At 71.4% G+C, this 19,464-nt stretch carries 16 protein-coding genes and 1 pseudogene; 3 read left to right on the forward strand and 14 right to left on the reverse strand.

The genetic code is table 11. The features are described from left to right. Positions 1–88: 88 nt before the first annotated feature. The gene (locus tag OG373_RS16110; protein ID WP_405439013.1) at positions 89–1,090 is read left to right on the forward strand and encodes a sigma-70 family RNA polymerase sigma factor; all 1,002 of its coding nucleotides are present in this window, start codon (positions 89–91) and stop codon (positions 1,088–1,090) included. Here OG373_RS16110 and OG373_RS16115 read toward each other — a convergent pair. The 12 genes and pseudogenes from OG373_RS16115 to OG373_RS16170 all read right to left on the reverse strand — a co-directional run bounded on the left by OG373_RS16115 (position 986) and on the right by OG373_RS16170 (position 14,475). Beyond that, a complete protein-coding gene (locus OG373_RS16115; protein WP_405439014.1) occupies positions 986–1,321 on the reverse strand; it encodes an STAS domain-containing protein in 336 nt (111 codons plus the stop codon). The genes OG373_RS16110 and OG373_RS16115 overlap by 105 nt on opposite strands. A gap of 202 nt (positions 1,322–1,523) precedes the next feature. Then, complete coding sequence (locus OG373_RS16120; RefSeq protein WP_405439015.1) at positions 1,524–2,801, reverse strand: thymidine phosphorylase; 1,278 nt, start codon at positions 2,799–2,801, stop codon at positions 1,524–1,526. Positions 2,802–2,903: 102 nt separating this feature from the next. Then, positions 2,904–3,302 carry a cytidine deaminase gene (locus OG373_RS16125; RefSeq protein ID WP_405439016.1) on the reverse strand — a complete coding sequence of 133 codons (399 nt, stop codon included), beginning with the start codon at positions 3,300–3,302 and terminating at the stop codon, positions 2,904–2,906. Further along, on the reverse strand, positions 3,299–4,561 hold the full coding sequence (locus OG373_RS16130) for an ABC transporter permease (protein ID WP_405439017.1): 1,263 nt from the start codon (positions 4,559–4,561) through the stop codon (positions 3,299–3,301). Before OG373_RS16130 ends, OG373_RS16125 begins: the two co-directional genes overlap by 4 nt. Next, a complete protein-coding gene (locus OG373_RS16135; protein WP_397732998.1) occupies positions 4,558–5,673 on the reverse strand; it encodes an ABC transporter permease in 1,116 nt (371 codons plus the stop codon). Before OG373_RS16135 ends, OG373_RS16130 begins: the two co-directional genes overlap by 4 nt. Then, on the reverse strand, positions 5,670–7,328 hold the full coding sequence (locus OG373_RS16140) for an ABC transporter ATP-binding protein (RefSeq protein ID WP_405444074.1): 1,659 nt from the start codon (positions 7,326–7,328) through the stop codon (positions 5,670–5,672). Before OG373_RS16140 ends, OG373_RS16135 begins: the two co-directional genes overlap by 4 nt. Before the next feature lie 235 nt (positions 7,329–7,563). Then, positions 7,564–8,625, reverse strand: coding sequence for a BMP family protein (locus OG373_RS16145; RefSeq protein WP_397732999.1), 1,062 nt, complete (start codon positions 8,623–8,625; stop codon positions 7,564–7,566). A gap of 231 nt (positions 8,626–8,856) precedes the next feature. Beyond that, positions 8,857–10,101 (reverse strand): amidohydrolase, encoded by a 1,245-nt coding sequence (locus OG373_RS16150; RefSeq protein ID WP_405444076.1) that lies wholly within the window; start codon positions 10,099–10,101, stop codon positions 8,857–8,859. Positions 10,102–10,238: 137 nt separating this feature from the next. After that, on the reverse strand, positions 10,239–11,402 hold the full coding sequence (locus tag OG373_RS16155; RefSeq protein WP_405439018.1) for a hypothetical protein: 1,164 nt from the start codon (positions 11,400–11,402) through the stop codon (positions 10,239–10,241). A 47-nt stretch (positions 11,403–11,449) separates the two neighbouring features. Then, positions 11,450–12,358, reverse strand: coding sequence for an N-acetylneuraminate synthase family protein (locus OG373_RS16160; protein ID WP_405444078.1), 909 nt, complete (start codon positions 12,356–12,358; stop codon positions 11,450–11,452). A gap of 429 nt (positions 12,359–12,787) precedes the next feature. Further along, a pseudogene (locus OG373_RS16165) lies at positions 12,788–13,153 on the reverse strand (cytidylyltransferase domain-containing protein); the annotation flags it as partial. After that, the gene (locus tag OG373_RS16170) at positions 13,150–14,475 is read right to left on the reverse strand and encodes a DUF6716 putative glycosyltransferase (protein ID WP_405439019.1); all 1,326 of its coding nucleotides are present in this window, start codon (positions 14,473–14,475) and stop codon (positions 13,150–13,152) included. The pseudogene OG373_RS16165 and the gene OG373_RS16170, both read right to left, overlap by 4 nt. Positions 14,476–14,651: 176 nt before the next feature. Between OG373_RS16170 and OG373_RS16175 the strand changes: the two genes are divergently transcribed. Both OG373_RS16175 and OG373_RS16180 read left to right on the forward strand, forming a co-directional pair. Next, entirely contained in the window at positions 14,652–15,632 is a 981-nt protein-coding gene (locus tag OG373_RS16175; RefSeq protein WP_405439020.1) for a glycosyltransferase family 2 protein, read from the forward strand. Beyond that, positions 15,632–17,014 carry a polysialyltransferase family glycosyltransferase gene (locus OG373_RS16180; protein WP_405439021.1) on the forward strand — a complete coding sequence of 461 codons (1,383 nt, stop codon included), beginning with the start codon at positions 15,632–15,634 and terminating at the stop codon, positions 17,012–17,014. Before OG373_RS16175 ends, OG373_RS16180 begins: the two co-directional genes overlap by 1 nt. On the opposite strand, the gene leuE is transcribed toward OG373_RS16180, so the two are convergent. Together leuE and OG373_RS16190 are read right to left on the reverse strand one after the other, a co-directional pair. Continuing rightward, positions 17,007–17,657 (reverse strand): leucine efflux protein LeuE, encoded by a 651-nt coding sequence (leuE, locus tag OG373_RS16185; protein ID WP_405439022.1) that lies wholly within the window; start codon positions 17,655–17,657, stop codon positions 17,007–17,009. The two genes, OG373_RS16180 and leuE, sit on opposite strands and share 8 nt — an antisense overlap. 45 nt (positions 17,658–17,702) lie before the next feature. After that, positions 17,703–19,283, reverse strand: coding sequence for a methylmalonyl-CoA mutase (locus OG373_RS16190; RefSeq protein WP_405439023.1), 1,581 nt, complete (start codon positions 19,281–19,283; stop codon positions 17,703–17,705). Positions 19,284–19,464: the final 181 nt, after the last annotated feature.

Genomic DNA, 19,464 nt, shown 5'->3' on the forward strand with positions numbered 1-19,464 from the left:
CGGACACGCGCCCGGCGCTTCCGGCTGCCGTTGTCGGACCCCTCCGGTAGGTTCCGAAGTAGCGGAACTACCTGGGGGACGGACGGACATGAGTGATCTCGCCACCACCGATATGGACCTCGACACGGCCATGGACCGGTACCGGGTCGAGCTCACCGGGTACTGCTACCGGATGCTCGGATCGTCCTTCGACGCCGAGGACGCGGTGCAGGACACGTACATCCGCGCCTGGCGGAGCTACGAGAAGTTCGAGGGCCGTTCCTCGCTGCGGTCGTGGCTGTACCGGATCGCCACCAACGTCTGCCTGGACCTGCTGAACGCGGGGAACAAGCGGGCCCGCCCGATGGACCTCACCGCCCCGCAGCACCAGGCCTCCGCCGTGCTCAACGAACGCCCCGAGGTGACCTGGCTGGAGCCGGTCCCGGACGGCCGGGTGCTGCCGCAGACCGCCGACCCGGCGGAGATGGCCCTGGCGAAGGAGTCCGTCCGCCTGGCCTTCGTCGCGGCGCTCCAGCACCTGCCCGCCAAGCAGCGTGCGGTGCTCATCCTGCGCGAGGTGCTGGCCTGGAAGGCCGACGAGGTGGCCCAGCTCCTGGAGACCACGACGGCTTCGGTGAACAGCGCCCTCCAGCGCGCCCGGGCCACCCTGGCCGGACAGTCGCTGCGCGACAGCGAACCGGCGGATCCGCTGGACGCGGACCAGGCGCAGCTGCTGGCGCGGTACCTCTCCGCCTTCGAGGCCTACGACATCTCGCGGCTCACCGCGCTCCTGCACGAGGACGCCGTGCTGTCCATGCCGCCGTTCGACCTGTGGCTCCAGGGGCACGAGGACATCGCGGCCTGGCACCTGAACCAGGGCATCGGCTGCAAGGGCTCCCGCCTCGTCCCGACGACGGCGAACGGCATGCCGGCCTTCGGCCAGTACCGTCCGCGCGAGGACGGGCGGCCGGGCCACACCCCGTGGGCGCTCCAGGTGCTGGAGGTCTCAGACGGCAAGATCGTCGGGCTCAACGCCTTCCTGGACACCGCGCGATGGTTCCCGCTGTTCGGCCTCCCCGAGGAGCTCGACGAGTCCTACGAGGTCCAGTAGGGCGCGCAGGGCGGGCGCGGCCCCGGTCACCCGCAGCGGCCGCCCCCGGGCGGTCAGCCGCAGCCGTGCCAGCACCTCGACGGCGCCCAGCCCCGGCGCGGTGACGGCCCGCGCGTCGCACTCCACCGCGCGTGCCCCGGCCTCGTACAGCCGCGCCAGGCGCGCGCACAGCACCGCCGCGTCGTGGGCGGTCGGTGCGGGGCCGGGCAGCACGAGTCGTCGGATCTCCACGAGAGGGTGACTCCCCCGCCCGCCGGAAGTCATCGGCGGTCCGCAGAATGGCGGGATGAAGCCCGCGCTCAAGCCCGCGTACTGGGATCCGACGCCCACCGCCCGGCGCGAGCCGGAGCCCGGGGAGGCGCTGCCGGGCCTGTGAAAAGGCGCCGGCGCGGCTCCGGACGGGGAGCCGCGCCGACGGGACGGGGGCCCGGGATCAGGCGATGCGGTCCAGGACGATCGGCGTGGCGGAGAAGGCCGTGCCGGCCGGGGCGATGTCGTACGTGCCCGCCAGGGAGGCGAGGGCGTAGTCGAACTTCTCCGGGGTGTCCGTGTGCAGGGTCATCAGCGGCTGGCCCGCCGTCACCGTGTCGCCCGGCTTCGCGTGGAGCTCGACGCCCGCGCCCGCCTGCACCGGGTCCTCCTTGCGCGCGCGGCCGGCGCCCAGGCGCCAGGCGGCGACGCCGACCCCGTACGCGTCCAGGCGGGTCAGGACGCCCGACTCGGTGGCGGTGACCACGTGCTGCTCTCGGGCCACCGGCAGGGTCGCGTCCGGGTCGCCGCCCTGGGCCGCGATCATCCGGCGCCAGTGGTCCATCGCGGAGCCGTCGGCCAGCGCCTTCGCCGGGTCTGCGTCCTTGATGCCCGCCGCCTCCAGCATCTCCTTGGCCAGCGCGATGGTCAGTTCGACCACGTCGGCGGGGCCGCCACCGGCCAGGACCTCCACCGACTCGCGGACCTCCAGCGCGTTTCCGGCGGTCAGGCCCAGCGGGGTGGACATGTCCGTCAGGAGCGCGACGGTCTTGACGCCCGAGTCGGTGCCGAGGCCCACCATGGTGCGCGCCAGCTCGCGCGCGTCCTCGATGTTCTTCATGAAGGCGCCGGAGCCGACCTTGACGTCCAGGACGAGCGAGCCCGTGCCCTCGGCGATCTTCTTCGACATGATCGAGGAGGCGATCAGCGGGATGGCCTCGACCGTGCCGGTGACGTCGCGCAGCGCGTAGAGCTTCTTGTCCGCCGGGGCCAGGCCGTCGCCCGCCGCGCAGATGACCGCGCCGGTGGTGTCCAGGACGTGCAGCATCTCCTCGTTGGAGAGCAGCGCGCGCCAGCCGGGGATGGACTCCAGCTTGTCGAGGGTGCCACCGGTGTGGCCGAGGCCGCGGCCCGAGAGCTGCGGGACGGCCGCGCCGCACGCGGCGACGAGCGGGGCGAGCGGGAGGGTGATCTTGTCGCCGACGCCGCCCGTGGAGTGCTTGTCCGCGGTCGGGCGGGAGAGGGAGTCGAAGTTCATGCGCTCGCCGGAGGCGATCATCGCCGCGGTCCAGCGGGCGATCTCGGTCCGGTTCATGCCGTTGAGCAGGATGGCCATCGCCAGCGCCGACATCTGCTCGTCGGCCACGACACCGCGGGTGTACGCGTCGATGACCCAGTCGATCTGCTCGGGGCTCAGCTCACCGCGGTCCCGCTTGGTCCGGATGACGGAGATGACGTCCATGAGGTGCTTCCTTCTACGCGCATAGAGAGAGGGGAGAGGGGTTCGGGGAATGGAAGAGCGACGGCCCTCCGCCCCGGCAGGGGCGGAGGGCCGTCGGCACGGCTATCTCAGGTGGTCGGGCCCGAAGGCCTGCGGCAGCATCGCTGCCAGCGGGAGGATCCCGTCCGGGGTCTCCACCAGCAGCTCGTCGCCGCCGAATTCGTACAGCAGCTGGCGACAGCGGCCGCACGGGACGAGGATCTCGCCCTTGCCGTCCACGCAGGTGAAGTGCGTGAGGCGGCCACCGCCGGTGGCCTGGAGGGAGGAGACCAGCCCGCACTCGGCGCACAGGCCCAGGCCGTAGCTGGCGTTCTCGACGTTGCAGCCGGTCACGACGCGGCCGTCGTCCACCCGGGCGGCGACCCCGACCGGGAAGCCCGAGTACGGGGCGTACGCCCGGGTCATCGCTGCCCGGGCCGCCGTCCGCAGGGCCTCCCAGTCCACCGCCTGGTCGGAGGTCACTTGCCCTGGCCCTTGCGGTACGGCATGCCGTCCGCCTTGGGCATCCGCAGGCGCTGCGCCGACAGGGCGAGCACCAGCAGCGTGGTCAGGTACGGTGCGGCGTCCACGAACTGGCTCGGGACCGAGTCCGTCGTCGCGTACCAGAGGAACAGCAGCGCGGCGAAGGCCGCGGCGACGCCGGCCTGGATGTACTTCTTCTTGTACAGCTGCCAGACGCAGACCAGCACCAGCAGGATCGCGATCAGCAGCAGCATCGCGTGGACGTTCTCGGCGCCACCGCGCAGCTTGAGGCTGTCGATGAAGCCGAACAGGCCCGCGCCCAGCGCCATGCCGCCCGGCATCCAGTTACCGAAGATCATCGCGGCGAGACCGATGTAGCCGCGGCCGCCGGTCTGGCCCTCCTGGTAGATGGGGCTGGCGACCTCGGACAGGTACACGCCGCCGAGGCCCGCGAGGGCGCCCGAGACGACCACGGCGATGTACTTGTACTTGTAGACGTTGACGCCCAGGGACTCCGCGGCGATCGGGTTCTCACCGCAGGAGCGCAGCCGCAGGCCGAAGCTGGTCCGCCACAGCACCCACCAGGTGGCGGGGATCAGCAGCAGGGCGACGATGGTCAGCAGCGAGATCTCGGTGACCAGGCCGCCGATGACGCCGGCCAGGTCCGAGACGAAGAACCAGTGCTTGCCCTGGAGGTCGCTCATCCAGTCGGAGAGCCCTGGAACGGTGACCTTGTAGATCGGCTCGACCTGCGGGGACTGCTTGGAGGAGCCGCCCGGGGCCTCGGCGAAGGTGAAGTTCGACAGGTACTGGGTGAAGCCCAGCGCCAGGATGTTGATGGCCACACCGGAGACGATGTGGTTGACGTTGAAGGTCACCGTGATGATCGCGTGCAGCAGGCCGCCGACGGCGCCGCCGGCGATGCCGACGAGCACACCGGTCCACGGGCCCCACTGGTAGCCGGCCCAGGCACCGAACCAGGTGCCGAGGATCATCATGCCTTCGAGGCCGATGTTGACGACGCCCGCGCGCTCGGCCCACAGACCACCGAGACCGGCGAGGCCGATCGGCACCGCGAGGGAGAGGGCGCCGGAGACCTGGCCGACGGAGGTCAGGTCGTTGGCCCCGGAGATGAGGCGGACCAGCGAGACCAGCGCGAGGCCACCCGCGACGATCAGCAGGATCCAGGGCAGGGTGAGCTTCTTGCGGCCGCCCTTGGCGGGTGCCGCTTTCTTCGTGGAGACGGTGCTGGCGCTCACGCCGCGACCTCCTTGTCGGTCTTGATGGCGTGGCCCGCGGCCAGCTCCTCGCCGACCTTCTGCTGCTGGCGCCGGATGCCGTAACGACGGACGAGCTCGTACGAGACGACGACCGCGATCACGATCAGGCCCTTCATGATCGTGCCGATCTCCTTGGCGTACCCGGCAGTGTCGAGACCGGCGGACGCCTTGTCGATGAACGCCATCAGGAGCGCGGCGAAGAGCATGCCGACGGGGCTGTTGCGGCCGAGCAGGGCGATGGTGATACCGGTGAAGCCGACGCCCACGGGGAAGACGAGGGTGTACGTGTGGCTCTCACCGAGCAGCACCGGCATGCCGGACAGACCGGCGACGGCACCGGAGATGAGCATCGCGGTGATGATCATCTTCTTGGAGTCGACACCGGAGGCCGCGGCGGCGGACTCGCTCGCGCCGCTGGCGCGCAGGTCGAAGCCGAAGCGGGTGCGGTTGAGAACGAACCAGTAGACGACGCCGAGCGCGAAGGCCACGAAGGTGAAGCCGTAGATCTCGCCCGACTCGCCGAGGGAGAGGGCCGGGAACCAGCCGGACTGGGCGATCTCGCCCGTGGTGAGGTCGTTGGAGCCCTCCACCTGGACGCCGAGGTTCTTCGGCAGGAGCAGCCAGGCGATGAGGCTCGTCGCGATGGCGTTGAGCATGATCGTCGAGACGACCTCGCTCACGCCTCGCTTGGCCTTCAGAACGCCCGCGATACCGGCCCAGAAGGCACCGGTCGCCATCGCGACGAGCACGATCAGCAGGATGTGCAGCGGGCCGGGCAGTGCGACGGCGCCACCGACCACGGCGGAGATCATCGCGGCGAGGCGGTACTGGCCGTCGACGCCGATGTTGAAGAGGTTCATCCGGAAGCCGATGGCGACGGCCAGGGCTGCCAGGTAGTACGTGCCGGCCTGGTTGACGATGAGGACCTGGATGTCCTCATAGCCACCGTTCTCCACCATGATGCGCAGCGGCTCGATCGGGTTGATGCCCGTCGCCCCCAGCACGATCATGGTCAGCGCGAAGGCGGCCACCAGCGCGAGCGCGGGCCCGGCGATGGCGAGCAGCAGCCGGTCCTTGTCGAATTTCTTCATCGGGCCTCGTCCTCCGTCGTGTCACCGTCGGCAGCGGCGGAGTGGTTGTCGGTTGCTTCCAGGTGCCCCGAGGCGGCGCCCGTCATGGCGGTGCCGAGCTCCTCGGGAGTGACGGTCGCCGGGTCGGCGTCCGCGACCAGCCGGCCGCGGTAGATCACGCGCAGGGTGTCGGACAGGCCGATGAGCTCGTCCAGGTCCGCGGAGATCAGCAGCACGGCCAGGCCCTCGCGGCGGGCCTCGCGGATCGCGTCCCAGATCTGCGCCTGCGCGCCGACGTCCACACCGCGGGTGGGGTGGGCGGCGATGAGGAACTTCGGGTTGTGGCTCATCTCGCGGCCGACGATCAGCTTCTGCTGGTTGCCGCCGGAGAGCGAGGCCGCGGTGACGTCGATGCCGGGCGTGCGGACGTCGTACTCGCGCACGATCCGCTCGGTGTCCTTGCGGGCCGCCTTCGGGTCGAGGATGCCCTTCCTGGAGTTGGGCGCCTCGGTGACGTGGCCGAGGATCCGGTTCTCCCAGAGCGGGGACTCCAGCAGCAGGCCGTGACGGTGGCGGTCCTCGGGGATGTAGCCGATGCCGCCCTCGCGGCGCTTGCGCACCGAGGTCTTGGTGATGTCCTTGCCGTCCAGCGTGATCACGCCCGCGTCGGCGGACGCCATGCCCATGAGGGCTTCGATCAGCTCGGTCTGGCCGTTGCCCTCGACACCGGCGATACCGAGGATCTCGCCCTTGTGGATCGTGAGGTTGATGTCGTCCAGCAGCAGGCGGCCCGCACCGATGTGCTCCAGGGTGGCCGAGTCCGCGGCGGGCGCGGGCACCAGAACCTCCGGCTCGGCGACGACGGCGTCGTTCGCGGCCACGGTCAGGCCCGTCACCTGCAGCATCGGCGTGGTCGTCACCGTGGACTCGCGGGTCTCGGGCGACGGCAGCTCTGAGCCGACCATCAACTCGGCGAGCTGCTTGGTGGTGGCGGTCTTCGGGTCGGCGGTGCCTACCGTGGTGCCGCGCCGGATGACGGTGATGTCGTCGGCGACCTTCAGCACCTCGCCCAGCTTGTGCGAGATGAAGATGACGGTCAGGCCCTCGGCCTTGAGCTCGCGCAGGTTGTCGAAGAGCGCGTCCACCTCCTGCGGCACGAGCACTGCGGTCGGCTCGTCGAGGATGAGGATCTTCGCGCCGCGGTAGAGGACCTTGAGGATCTCCACGCGCTGCCGGTCGGCGACACCGAGGTCCTCGACCAGGGCGTCGGGGCGTACGCCGAGGCCGTACGCGTCCGAGATCTCCTTGATCTTCTTACGGGCCTTGGCGCCGATGCCGTAGAGCTTCTCGCCGCCGAGAACCACGTTCTCCAGGACGGTGAGGTTGTCGGCGAGCATGAAGTGCTGGTGCACCATGCCGATGCCGCGGGCGATGGCGTCGCCGGGGGTGCTGAAGGAGACCTGCTCCCCGTCGATGGCGATGGTGCCCTCGTCCGGCTTCTGCATGCCGTAGAGGATCTTCATCAGAGTCGACTTGCCGGCGCCGTTCTCACCGATCAAGGCATGGACCGTGCCCTTGCGGACGGTGATCGCGATGTCCTTGTTGGCGACGACGCCGGGGAAGCGCTTTGTGATGCCGTGCAGTTCTACGGCGGGGGGCGGGCTGGACGCGTTGATGACGCACTCTCCTTGGCGCGGAAGGAGCGGAAGGCAGGGGGGGGGACAGGGCGGGGAGTGAAAGTATCGCGTCCACGATGCTTCTACGCGCGTAGCACTGTCGGAAGTGAAAACTTGCGGCCAGGCAGGCCACTTGGTCACAGACTAGTGATCACAGAACGTGGCTCGGGGCCCGGGAGGCGATCGCGACCGCTTCCCGGACCCCGGAGACCAGGACTACATGTCAGGAACGGCCTTACGGCGCGGTCTTGACGGTGATCTTCTTGGCGATGATGTCGGCCTTGGCCTTCTCCACCGCGGCGATGACGTCAGCCATCTCCTTGTACTTCGGGTTGGAGTCGGCCAGGCCGACGCCGTCCTTGTCCAGGCCGTAGCGGATCTCACCGATGGTCGGCTTGCCGTCCTCGACCGACTTGATCAGGTTGAAGACAGAGTCCGAGACGTCCTTGGTGACCGAGGTCAGGATGGCGTCCTTGTACTTCGCCAGACCGGCCTGGTTGTACTGGTCGGAGTCGACACCGATGGCCCACTTGCCCTTGGCCGAAGCGGCCTCGATGGCACCGGAACCGGCGAGACCGGCCGCGGCGTAGACCACGTCGGCACCGCCCGCGTCGAGCTGGCCCAGCGCGGCGGCCTTGCCGAGGTCGGGCTTGGCGAAACCGTCGAAGTTCGGCGGCTGCGTCAGGTACGCGGAGAGCACCTTGGCGTTCGGGTTGGTGTCCTTGACGCCCTGGGTGAAGCCCGCCTCGAACTTCTTGATCAGCGGAACCTCGACACCGCCGATGAAGCCGACCGTGCCGGTCTTCGACACCTTGGCGGCGGCGACGCCGGCCAGGTAGGAGCCCTGCTCCTCGTTGAAGACCAGGTTGGCGATGTTGTCACCGGTGACGGAGGTGTCGTCGATGATGCCGAACGTGGTGTTCGGGAACTTCGGCGCGACCTTCTTGATGGCCGGGGCGTAGGCGAAGCCGACACCGATGACCGGGTTGTTGCCCTTGCGGGCAAGCTCGGTGAGGCGCTGGACCTTGTCGGCCTCGCCCTCACCGTCGGTGGGCTCCGCCTCGGCGCCCTTGATCTTCAGATCGGTTTCGGCCTTCTTCAGGCCGGCGTAGGCGGCGTCGTTGAACGACTGGTCGCCGCGGCCACCGATGTCATACGCGATGGCTGCGGACTTCTGGCCCGACTCCGAGGGGGAGGCGGACGCGTCCGACGACTTCTTTCCGCCACAGGCGGTGGCCGAGAGGGCCAGCGCCGCGGACGCGATGCCCACGGTGGCGATCCTGGTGATCCGGCGCAAGGGGAGGCTCCTTCAAAACCTGACCGAAGCGCCACGACCGGCGCTGGTTTCGCGGCGATCGTAACGCGCGTAGATGTCAGTTAAAGGCCCGTTCATGAGTCGTTATCGGATCGTCGCGAACCGGACAGTGACCGATTGGTGACTCCTTACGCGCCCAACCCTTGTGTACCAAGGGCTGGACGTGCCCCGCCGGGAACCCGGCAGATCCTGTAAGGAGACAGGCCCGGCCGGCTACCGGCCGGCCACTGCGCGACGCCCGTCGATCAGTGCGGTGGCCGTGAAGAACTCCACGCCGACGCCGATCGCGGACTCGTCCACGTCGAAGTCGCCCCGGTGCAGATCACGCTTGGCTGTGTCGCCGGGCGTACGTACCCCCAGCCGGGCCATCGCGCCCGGTACGTGCTCCAGGTACCAGGAGAAGTCCTCCCCGCCCAGGCTCTGCTCGGTGTCCTCGACCGACTCCGCGCCCAGGCGGACCCCCATCGCCTCACGCAGCAGTTCGGTGATCACCGGGTCGTTGACGACCGGGGGCACCCCGCGCACGTGGTTGATCTCGAACTTGGCCCCGTGCATGGTCGCGATCTCGTCGATCGCCGCGTGGATCATGTCCGGCGCCTCGTGCCAGGCGTTCAGGTCCAGGCAGCGCACCGTTCCGGACAGCTCGGCGTGCATCGGGATGACGTTGCAGGCGTGCCCGGCCTCGATCCGGCCCCAGGTGACCGACATGCCCGAGCGGGCGTCCATCCGGCGGGCCAGCAGCGCCGGGGTGTCGACGGCCACCCGGGCGGCGGCCGTCACCAGGTCGGTGGTCAGGTGCGGGCGGGCGGTGTGCCCGCCGGAGCCGGAGAGGCTGACCTCCAGCCGGTCGCAGGCGGAGGTGATGGGGCCGGGCCGCAGCCCGATGCGCCCCGCGTCGACCCGGGGGTCGCAGTGCACGGCGACGATCCGGCCCACGCCGTCCAGGACCCCGGACTCGATGGCATCGGTGGCCCCGCCCGGGAGCACCTCCTCGGCGGGCTGGAAGAGCAGCCGTACGGGGCGGGGCAGCAGCCCCTGCCGGTCGAGCTCGGCGAGGACCAGGCCGGCGCCGAGGACCACCGCGGTGTGCACGTCGTGACCGCAGGCGTGCGCGCGGTCCGGGAAGGTCGAGCGGTACGGGACGTGCGTCTTGGCGTCCGGGATGGGCAGGGCGTCGATGTCCGCGCGCAGGGCCAGCATCGGCCGGCCCCCGTCCCAGGTGCCGACGTCACAGATCAGGCCCGTACCGGACTTCAGTACCCGTGGTCGCAGGCCGGCTTTCTCCAGCCGGGCCTTGATCGCCGCGGTGGTACGGAATTCCTGGTGTCCGAGCTCCGGGTGCACGTGCAAGTCCCGGCGGAAGGCGATCAGTTCGGTACGCAGGTGGTCCGGAAGCTTGCCGGGCAGCTCGGGCCGGTCGGACGCGGCGGGCTGGGCGGTCTGGGACTCGCGGGACATCAACTGGTTCACCCGTTGAAGGGTAGGCCCACGGACGGGTCAACTGGCCGGGGATCACGAAAAGTTCATGCCGTTAGGGGAAAGAAACCCGACCTCTGGACGCATGACCGGATGCGCCCGGGGGTAAACTCGCGCGCTCATCCGGCCGTGGGAGCCGCCTGGGCAGGCAGTCTGCGCACATCGCGGGCGGTGTCCGTGACCCCGGCGAGGAAGCTGCGGGCGCGCGCGGAGGCGGACCCGGTGAGCCAGGCGGGGTCCACATCGCATACGGCCACTGTGACACCGGTACCGGTCAGGGCGTACGGCAGCGTGTGGACGACGGTGGACGGAAAGCTGACGATCGTCCGGCCGACGGGACCGCGCCGGGCGATCAGCTCCAGGGGCAGGTCCGGACGTACGATCTCCAGCCCGGTCGCCCGGCTCAGCGCGCGCAGCTTCTCCGGGGACTCCCGGCGGTGCGCGAAGTAGCGGGTGGCGCCGTGCTCCAGGGTCAGGACGCGCACCGCGTCCAGATAGCGGTCCGGGTCCACCACTCCGGTCTCCACCAGCGAGGTGCCGACCAGGTCGGTGCCCTTGGTCAGGCGGGGCGGGCCGAACCGGGCGCGGGTCCACGCGAAGTCGTTGGTCCGCAGTGTCATTCCGCCGTGGGCGGTGACGGGCATCGAGCTGAACACCTCGACGCGGTGGCCGGGGCGTCCCGCCGGGGTGAAGCGGCGGCGCGCCGTCGCCGAGACGGGTGCGTACGCCAGCTCGCGGATCCGGCCGGGCAGTCCGCCGCCGCCGACCCGGTGCCACCGTACGAGGCGTTCGCCGCGGGCGGTCTGGGCCATGAACTCCATGGTGGCGGTGCCGTCGTCGACCACCACCAGCTCCTCGGCGCGCACGAGGGTGAGCAGCAGCTGCACGTAGCGCGAGAAGGGGTCGCCGACGACGACCGTGCGCGCGGCGCGTACGTCGCGCGCCAGCGCGGCCAGCGCCTTCAGTGGCGCGAACCGGTTGCCGCGGGCCTCCTGCCACTGGACCTCGTGCCCCTCGTCCCGGGCCAGTGCGGCCACCCGGCGCAGCTGGCCGCGGGACATCGGGTCGGTGGGCGGCAGGACGACGATCCGCAGGGGGGACGCGTCGCCCGCCGGCCGGGCGCCGGGGCCGGGCCCGGTCCCGCCGTCGGCGCGGCGCCCCCGCTGGCGCGGGACGCCGTCCAGCTTCGGCTGCTCCCCGGCGCGCGCGTACGCCCACTCCAGCACGTTCAGGAGTTGGACCGGACTCTCGACGAACGCCAGGGTGGAGGCGGAGGGGGTCACCACGTGCTCCTTGTCGGGGGGCGGAACGCGTACGCGCCGGAGGGAGGTCAGACGGCTGCCGGCTCGCCCTGCACGCGGCGGAGCTTCTTCATGGGGCCGAGCTCGGACTCGTAGACCCGCTTGACGCCGTCGCCGAGGGCGGTCTCGATGGTGCGGATGTCGCGCACGAGTCGGGTGAGGCCGCCGGGCTCGACGGAGGCGGCCTGGTCGGAGCCCCACATCGCGCGGTCGAGGGTGATGTGGCGCTCGACGAAGGTGGCGCCGAGGGCGACGGCGGCGAGCGTGGTCTGCAGGCCCGTCTCGTGGCCGGAGTAGCCGATCGGGACGTTCGGGTACTCCTCGCGGAGGGTGTTGATCACCCGCAGGTTGAGCTCCTCGGCCTTGGCCGGGTACGTCGAAGTGGCGTGGCAGAGAAGGATGTTGGCGCTGCCGAGCACCTCCACGGCGTGGCGGATCTGCTGCGGGGTGGACATGCCGGTGGACAGCACGACGGTGCGGCCGGTGCCGCGCAGGGCGCGCAGCAGCTCGTCGTCGGTGAGGGAGGCGGAGGCCACCTTGTGGGCGGGGACGTCGAACTTCTCCAGGAAGGCGACGGCCTCGGTGTCCCAAGGGGAGGCGAACCAGTCGATGCCGCGCTTGGCGCAGTGGTCGTCGATGGCGCGGTACTCGTCCTCGCCGAACTCGACCTTGTGGCGGTAGTCGATGTAGGTCATCCGGCCCCAGGGGGTGTCGCGTTCGATGTCCCACTGGTCGCGCGGGGTGCAGATCTCCGGGGTGCGCTTCTGGAACTTCACGGCGTCGCAGCCCGCTTCGGCGGCGGCGTCGATGAGGGCGAAGGCGTTGCCGAGGTCGCCGTTGTGGTTGATGCCGATCTCGCCGACGACGTAGACGGGGCGACCGGGGCCCGCGGTGCGGGAGCCGAAGGTACGCATGCGGGGGTCGGGCGTGGAGGTCATGGCAGGGGGCGTCCTTCGGTGCGGGGATGTGCGGGGTGCGGGCTGTGGATCGGGGTGCGGGGAGGAGGGCGCGCCGGGATCCGGGGCGGGCTGTGCGGGGTGTGCCCCGGGGCGCGGGTCGAGCAGGGGTGCGAGCAGGCGGGCGCGGGCCAGGTCGTGCGGGTCGTCGATCTCCAGGACCCGTGCGGGGTCGGTGGCGACGGGAAGGGTGCGGCCGAAGAACCGGTGCCGGGCGGTGCGGAAGCCCGCGGCGTCCATGGCGTAGGCGGCGCCCGTCTCCAGCAGGTCCTGCGGCCGGTCCTGGCGCCGGGGGCGGTACGCCGCGTCGTGGTTGACCCCGGTTCCGGTGCCGTCGGCCGCGTCCCGCCAGAGGAAACCGTGGAAGGGGGCCACGGTCAGGGCCGAGTCGGCCGCCCCGGAGGCGACGGCCACGGCGACCGACTCGACGTCGGAAGTGGCGAGGAAGGGGCTGGTGCACTGGACGAGGAGGACCACGTCCACGGTGAGGGAGTGCAGCTCCTCGAAGGCGGCGAGCGCGTGCAGGACGGCGGCCTCGCTGCTCGCGGTGTCGCCGGAGATCGCGGTGGGGCGGGCGATCACGTCGGCTCCGGCGGCGCGGGCCGCGGCGGCGATGGCCTCGGAGTCGGTGGAGACCACCACGTCGGTGACGGTCGGGGCGGCGCGGCAGGCCAGGACGGCGCGGGCGACGAGCGGGGTGCCGGCGACCTCGGCGAGGTTCTTGCCGGGGACCCCCTTGGAGCCGCCGCGGGCCGGGACGACGGCGAGGACCCTCACAGCTCCCCCAGCCTGCGGATCACCGGGGCCACGCGCTGCACCCCGTGCCGGTAGGCGCCGCGGGCGGCCTCGCGCAGGTGCGCGCGGAGCCGGCGGCGCAGCCGGGACTCCCCCGCCGCCGGGCGCACCGTGCCGGGCAGCGGGGTGCCGTCGGGCGCGAGGTGGTGGCGGGCGAGGATCCCGGGGAGGTATCCGGGGGCGGTGGTGCGCGTGTAGTACGGGGCGGGCGAGGGCAGCCGGGTCGCGGACACCAGTGCGGCCACCTTGGCCCGGGCCACGGCGTAGGCGTCCGCGCCCGCCTCCGGGCCGGCGCCCTGCGCGGGCCGGACGCCCTGGGCCGCCAGCCAGACCGGGTCCCCCTCCGGGAGGAGCCCGGAGTCGATCTGGTCCCAGGAGGCCAGGCAGCCGGAGCCCAGGAAGTGGTGGTTGCCGAGGGCCTCGCGGATGCCGAGGTCGGTGAGGATCGCCGTCGGGACGGAGCGGTGCAGGGATTCCAGGGCGGCCGTGGAGGAGACGGTGACCAGCAGGTCGGTGCCGTCCAGGACCTCGCCCATGTTTCCGTACACCAGGCGGCAGTTGGCGGGCAGTCCGCCCGGGATCTTCTCGGCGAGCCGCTGGTACGGCTGCTCCTCCAGGTGCGTGGTGTGCTCCCCGGGCTTGCTGCGCAGCTTGATCAGCACCTCCCGGTCGGGGTGCAGTCGGGCGTGTCCGGCGGCCCGTTCCAGCAGGTAGGCGCGGTCGGCGCGACTGTCGGGCACCGACGGCTGGACGGCGAAGACCACGGTGTGGGCCCGGCTGCCGGCCGGCTCGTACGGCGCCCCGCCCAGGAAGGGCAGCGCGGTCTCGGTGACGGCGGTGGCGTCCGCGCCGACTCCCTCGTACACGGCGCGGAAGCGTTCGGCGTCGTGGCGGGAGTTGGCGAGGACGAGGTCGGCGCCGTGCCGCAACAGCAGCCCGTCGGCGAGCTTCTCGTACACGACGCCCACGTAGCCGGTGACGAGTACGGGGCGCCGGGCCGGGGCGGGCCACAGGGCGCGGGCCCCGTGCAGGACGGCCTGGACGGCCCCGCCGACGAGCGCGAGGACGACCACGTCGTAGCGCTCGCGTTCGATCTCGGCGAGGAACTCGGCGCAGGTCACCTCGGACAGCCGGTCGGCCCGCACCCCCACCTCACCGAGCTGGCGCGCGGTGGGTGTGGCACGGCCGCGCAGCAGGAATCCGGTGAGCTGGTGGTCGGGCACGAGACGGCGGGCGGTGAGTGCGCCCCATTTCCATCGCGTATCGGAATCGGCGAGTACGGCGACGCGTTTGCGTTCTGGCACGCGGCAGAAGCTATTCCGCAATTTCGGTGATCGGCCCAACGAGCGCACAACAGCGGGTTAACAACGCGTCGACTGAATGCGAAAGCGCACGGGTTAACTCGCCCGCCCCGCGCCGTTCACATGGAATCCGCATCCGGGCCACAGTGAATGCCGGGCGGCGCCCTAATGTCTCGCGGGTGCCCAAGCTCTCTGTTGTCGTGCCGTTCTACAACGTGCAGACATACGCACCGGATGCCCTGAAAAGTCTCGAACTCAACGCCCGGGACGATTTCGAGTTCCTGCTCGTCGACGACTGCTCGACGGACGGGACGCCCGACCTGCTGGAGCGGGCCGCGCGCGAGCTGCCGGGGGCGGTGCACCTCAGACACGAGCGCAACGGCGGTCTGGCCACCGCCCGGAACACCGGTCTGGACGCCGCCCGTGGCGAGTACCTGGCCTTCCTGGACGGGGACGACTGGCTGGCGCCCGGCCACCTGGCCCGGACTCTGGCCGCCATAGAGGCTCTGAACTGCGATTTCGTCCGTACCGAACATGTCCGCTGCACCGGCCGGTCGCGGAGCGTGCAGCGCGTTCCCTTCGGCCCGGACGCGGTGGTCGCCGATCCGCGCACCGCGATCCTCCCCGTCGACCGGGCCACCTCGGTGGACTACCCGTACGCCTGGGCCGGCATGTACCACCGGCGGCTGCTGGACCGCGGGGTGCTGCACTTCACCGACGGGCTGCGGACCGCGGAGGACCGGCCGTGGATCTGGCGGCTGCACCGGGAGGCGGCGTCCTTCGCCGCAGTCGGACTGCCCGGCGTCTTCTACCGGCGCGGGGTTTCCACCTCGTTGACGCAAGTGGGCGACGAACGGCAGCTCGATTTCATTCGCGCATTCGATCAAGTACTCACGGACGTGCTCGGGGACCGGGAATCCGACCGGCTGCTTCCGAAAGCCGTCCGAACCTATTGTGCAATTATCGCCCATCATTTCGGAACCATCGAGAGGTTCGAGCCGGACGTGGCCAAGAAACTCCGCATCATGAGCACGGCCGCGCTCGGCCGCATGCCGCAGGACGTACTGGACCAGGTCCTGGACTCGATGGACGTCGAACGCTCCACCGTGCTCCGCCGCCTGCGCGGCGGCCGCCGCGCCCCGTCGGGAGCGAGCGCCTGATGCCCACCCAGATCTTCCTGGCCTCCACCCTCTACGGCGCGGCCACCCTCGCGGCGGGCGTCGACGCGGGCGGCTTCCCGCCCGCCGGCCGGCGCATCCTGCTGACCAGCAACCACGCCGTCACCGCCGAGGTCACCCCGGGGATCGCGGACATGCCGGGCTTCGCCGCCCTGCGCTCCCGCTTCGACGAGGTCCTCGACTGGAACCGCGTCATCGAGCCGCAGCACCCGAGTACCTGGGCCCCCCGCGCGGAGGACGTCCCCCTCTGGGAACGGCAGCTGCGCACCCTGTGGAACCTCGGCGACGACCGGGTCGAGCTGATCGTGGAGTCCCTCCAGGTCCCGCCCGCCCAGACCCTGTGCCGGCTCTTCCCGGGCGCGGCCGTCGACGTCTACGCCGACGGGCTCATGAGCTACGGCCCCACCCGCTTCCGCCTCGACCCGCAGCTGGGGATGCGGGTGCGACGGGTGCTCCACCTGGACCTGGTGCCCGGGCTGGAGCCCCTGCTGCTGACGGAGTTCGGGGTGCGGGTCGAACTGGTCCCGACGGAGCCGTTCCTCAAGGTCCTCGCCGAGTTGGCCGAAGCCACCGCGGAGACCGTGGCGACGACGGGCGGGGCGGCCGCGCTCGCCGAGCCGCCCGAGTCGGCCGAGCCCCCGGCCCTCCTCCTGGGCCAGTACCTCTCGGCCCTCGACCTGATGAGCCCGGCCGAGGAGGAGGAGCTGCACGTCTCGATGGTCCGCGGCGCCCACGCCCTCGGCCACCGGGAGCTGGTCTTCAAACCGCACCCCGGCGCCCCGGCCGCGTACTGCCGGCGGGCCCGGGAGGAGGCCGATCGTCTCGGCGCCCGGCTGACGGTGATCGCCGCCCCGGTCCTGGCCGAGACCCTCTACCAGCGACTGCGCCCCGCGCTGGTCGTCGGCTGCTTCTCCACCGGACTGCTGACCGCCGCCACGCTGTACGGGCTCCCGGTGGCCCGGACCGGGACCGACGCGGTGCTGGCCGCCCTGACCCCGTACCCGAACAGCAACCGCGTGCCGCTGGCCCTGGTGGACGCCCTCCTCCCGGACCTCGCCGACGCGGAGGCGGTCCGCGCCTGGACGCCCCCGACCCCCGAGCAGGTCCGGGCGGAGCCGGCCGCACTGCTCACCGCCGTCGGGTTCACGATGCAGCCGCAGATCCTGGCCGCGCGCCGGCCGGCGGCCGAGGCCTACCTGGCCAGGCATCTGACCCCGCGCACCTGGCGGTACTTCACCCGCCGTCGGCTGACCTCCCTGGGTCTGCCGGGCGGCATCCCGGCGCAGCTGTCGTTCCTGCCGCGCAGCCGGACGGTGCGCCGGGCCGTCCGGCGGATGGCGTGGCTGCGCCGAACGCTCAGCTGACGGCGAGCTTGGCCGCGAAGCCGAGGAACAGCACGCCCGCCGCCGAGGTGGCCCCGGCCGACAGCCGCTTGCGGCGGCGGAAGGCCGCCGCGAGGCGGGTCCCGCCGAATATCAGCAGCGTCAGGTACAGGAAGCTGCCGGTCTGCAGCAGGCCGCCCAGGAGCAGGAACGACAGCGCCGGGTAGGCGTACGACGGGTCCACGAACTGCACGAAGAAGGACATCAGGAAGAGGATGGCCTTCGGGTTGAGAAGGCTGATCAGCAGCGCCCGCCGGTAGGGCCGCTCGTTCTCGGCCGGGTCGGCAAGCACCTCGGCCTCGTTCTCGGCCCGCTCCATGCGCGTGCGCCACAGCGCCCAGGCGCCCCGCATCATCCCCACGGCCAGCCACGCCAGGTAGCCGGCCCCGAGGAACTTCACCACGGTGAACACCAGCGGGCTCGCCCGCAGCAGAGCCCCGGCGCCGACCGCGGTCAGCAGCATGAGCACGGCGTCGCCGGTGAACACCCCGGCAGCGGCCTTGTACCCGGTGCGCACCCCGCGGCGGGCGGCCACGGAGAGCACGTAGAGCGAGTTCGGCCCCGGCAGCAGAATGATCAGCACCAGGCCTGCGAGATACGTCGGAAGATCGGTCACACCCAGCATGGGCAGGAGTGTCCCACAGGGACGCACCTGTCGCGCCACTCTGTTTCACCAGGTGGAACCGCTCGGCTCGTACGTCCCCCAGACCTCCCGCAGCGCGCCGCACACCTCCCCCACCGTGGCCCGGGCCCGCAGCGCCTCCTTCATCGGGTACAGCACGTTGGCCGTTCCGGCCGCCGCCTCCTTCAGCGCCGCGAGCGCAGCCGTCACCGCCGCGCCGCCCCGCTCCGCCCGCAGCCGGGCCAGCGCCGCGCACTGCCGCGCCTCGATCGCCGGGTCCACGCGCAGCGGCTCGTACGCGTCCTCGCGCTCCAGCGCGAAGCGGTTGACCCCGACCACGACCCGCTCCCCGCTCTCGGTCTCCTGCGCGATGCGGTAGGCGTTCCGCTCGATCTCGGCCTTCTGGAAGCCGGCCTCGATCGCCGCCACCGCCCCGCCCCGGTCCTCGACCCGGCGCATCAGCGCGAGCGCCGCCGCCTCCAGTTCGTCCGTCATCCGCTCCACCGCGTAGGACCCGGCGAAGGGGTCCACGGTGTGCGGCACGTCCGTCTCGTGCGCGAGGACCTGCTGGGTGCGCAGGGCGAGGCGGGCGGACTTCTCCGTCGGCAGCGCGATCGCCTCGTCGAAGGAGTTGGTGTGCAGCGACTGCGTGCCGCCCAGGACGGCGGCCAGGGCCTGCACGGCCACCCGTACGAGATTCAGTTCCGGCTGCTGCGCGGTCAGCTGGACCCCGGCCGTCTGGGTGTGGAAACGCAGCATCAGCGACTTCGGGTCCCGCGCCCCGAACTCCTCCCGCATGACGCGGGCCCAGATCCGCCGGGCCGCGCGGAACTTCGCCACCTCCTCCAGCAGGGTGGTGCGGGCGACGAAGAAGAAGGAGAGCCGGGGCGCGAACTCGTCGACCACCATGCCCGCCGCCAGGGCGGTACGGACGTAGGCGATGCCGTCGGCGAGGGTGAAGGCCACCTCCTGAACGGGCGAGGCGCCGGCTTCGGCCATGTGGTAGCCGGAGATGGAGATGGTGTTCCACCGCGGGATCTCGGCGCGGCAGTAGCGGAAGGTGTCGGCCGTCAGGCGCAGGGAGGGGCCGGGCGGGAAGATGTACGTCCCGCGCGCGATGTACTCCTTGAGCACGTCGTTCTGGACCGTGCCCGTCAGCTCTGTGCCCGAGATGCCCTGTTCCTCCGCCACCAGTTGATAGAGCAGCAGGAGCAGCGCGGCGGGCGCGTTGATCGTCATCGAGGTGGAGACCCGGTCGAGGGGGATCCCGTCGAACAGCGTCCGCATGTCGTCGAGCGAGTCGACGGCGACGCCGACCTTGCCCACTTCGCCCTGCGCGAGGGGGGCGTCGGAGTCGTGTCCCATCTGCGTGGGCAGGTCGAAGGCGACGGACAGCCCGGTGCCGCCGCCCTCGATGAGCTGCCGGTAACGGGCGTTGGACTCGGCGGCCGTGCCGAAGCCGGCGTACTGCCGCATGGTCCAGGGCCGACCGGTGTACATGTTCGGATAAATCCCCCGAGTGTAGGGGAAGTCGCCCGGCTGCCCCAGCTCGGCCGCCGGGTCCCAACCCGTCAGGTCGCCGGGCCCGTAGACGGGTTCGATGGGGAAACCGCTCTCTGTGAGTGCCATGTGTGACGTAGTCCTCCGTAGAGCAACCGGGCCCGGGACTGATAAAACCTCCCCGAGCCACCGCTGGGGTGCCCAGCCGCGAATCGCTTCGTAAGGCTGCGGACGACTGCCGGTCACAATGCCGCAACATCCCGGAGCCGTGTGCAACTGTCCACGCGTGCGGAGCATCACCTAGATACAC

The sequence above is a fragment of the Streptomyces avidinii genome (assembly GCF_045161815.1).
Classification (GTDB): domain Bacteria; phylum Actinomycetota; class Actinomycetes; order Streptomycetales; family Streptomycetaceae; genus Streptomyces; species Streptomyces avidinii.

Bases quoted from the DNA above. Each gene is read 5' to 3' on its own strand.
- OG373_RS16110 (WP_405439013.1), top strand. From the start codon at position 89: ATGAGTGATCTCGCCACCACCGATATGGACCTCGACACGGCCATGGAC.
- OG373_RS16120 (WP_405439015.1), bottom strand. From the start codon at position 2,801: ATGGACGTCATCTCCGTCATCCGGACCAAGCGGGACCGCGGTGAGCTG.
- OG373_RS16135 (WP_397732998.1), bottom strand. From the start codon at position 5,673: ATGAAGAAATTCGACAAGGACCGGCTGCTGCTCGCCATCGCCGGGCCC.
- OG373_RS16150 (WP_405444076.1), bottom strand. From the start codon at position 10,101: ATGTCCCGCGAGTCCCAGACCGCCCAGCCCGCCGCGTCCGACCGGCCC.
- OG373_RS16160 (WP_405444078.1), bottom strand. From the start codon at position 12,358: ATGACCTCCACGCCCGACCCCCGCATGCGTACCTTCGGCTCCCGCACC.
- OG373_RS16180 (WP_405439021.1), top strand. From the start codon at position 15,632: ATGCCCACCCAGATCTTCCTGGCCTCCACCCTCTACGGCGCGGCCACC.
- leuE (WP_405439022.1), bottom strand. From the start codon at position 17,657: ATGCTGGGTGTGACCGATCTTCCGACGTATCTCGCAGGCCTGGTGCTG.
- OG373_RS16190 (WP_405439023.1), bottom strand. From the start codon at position 19,283: ATGGCACTCACAGAGAGCGGTTTCCCCATCGAACCCGTCTACGGGCCC.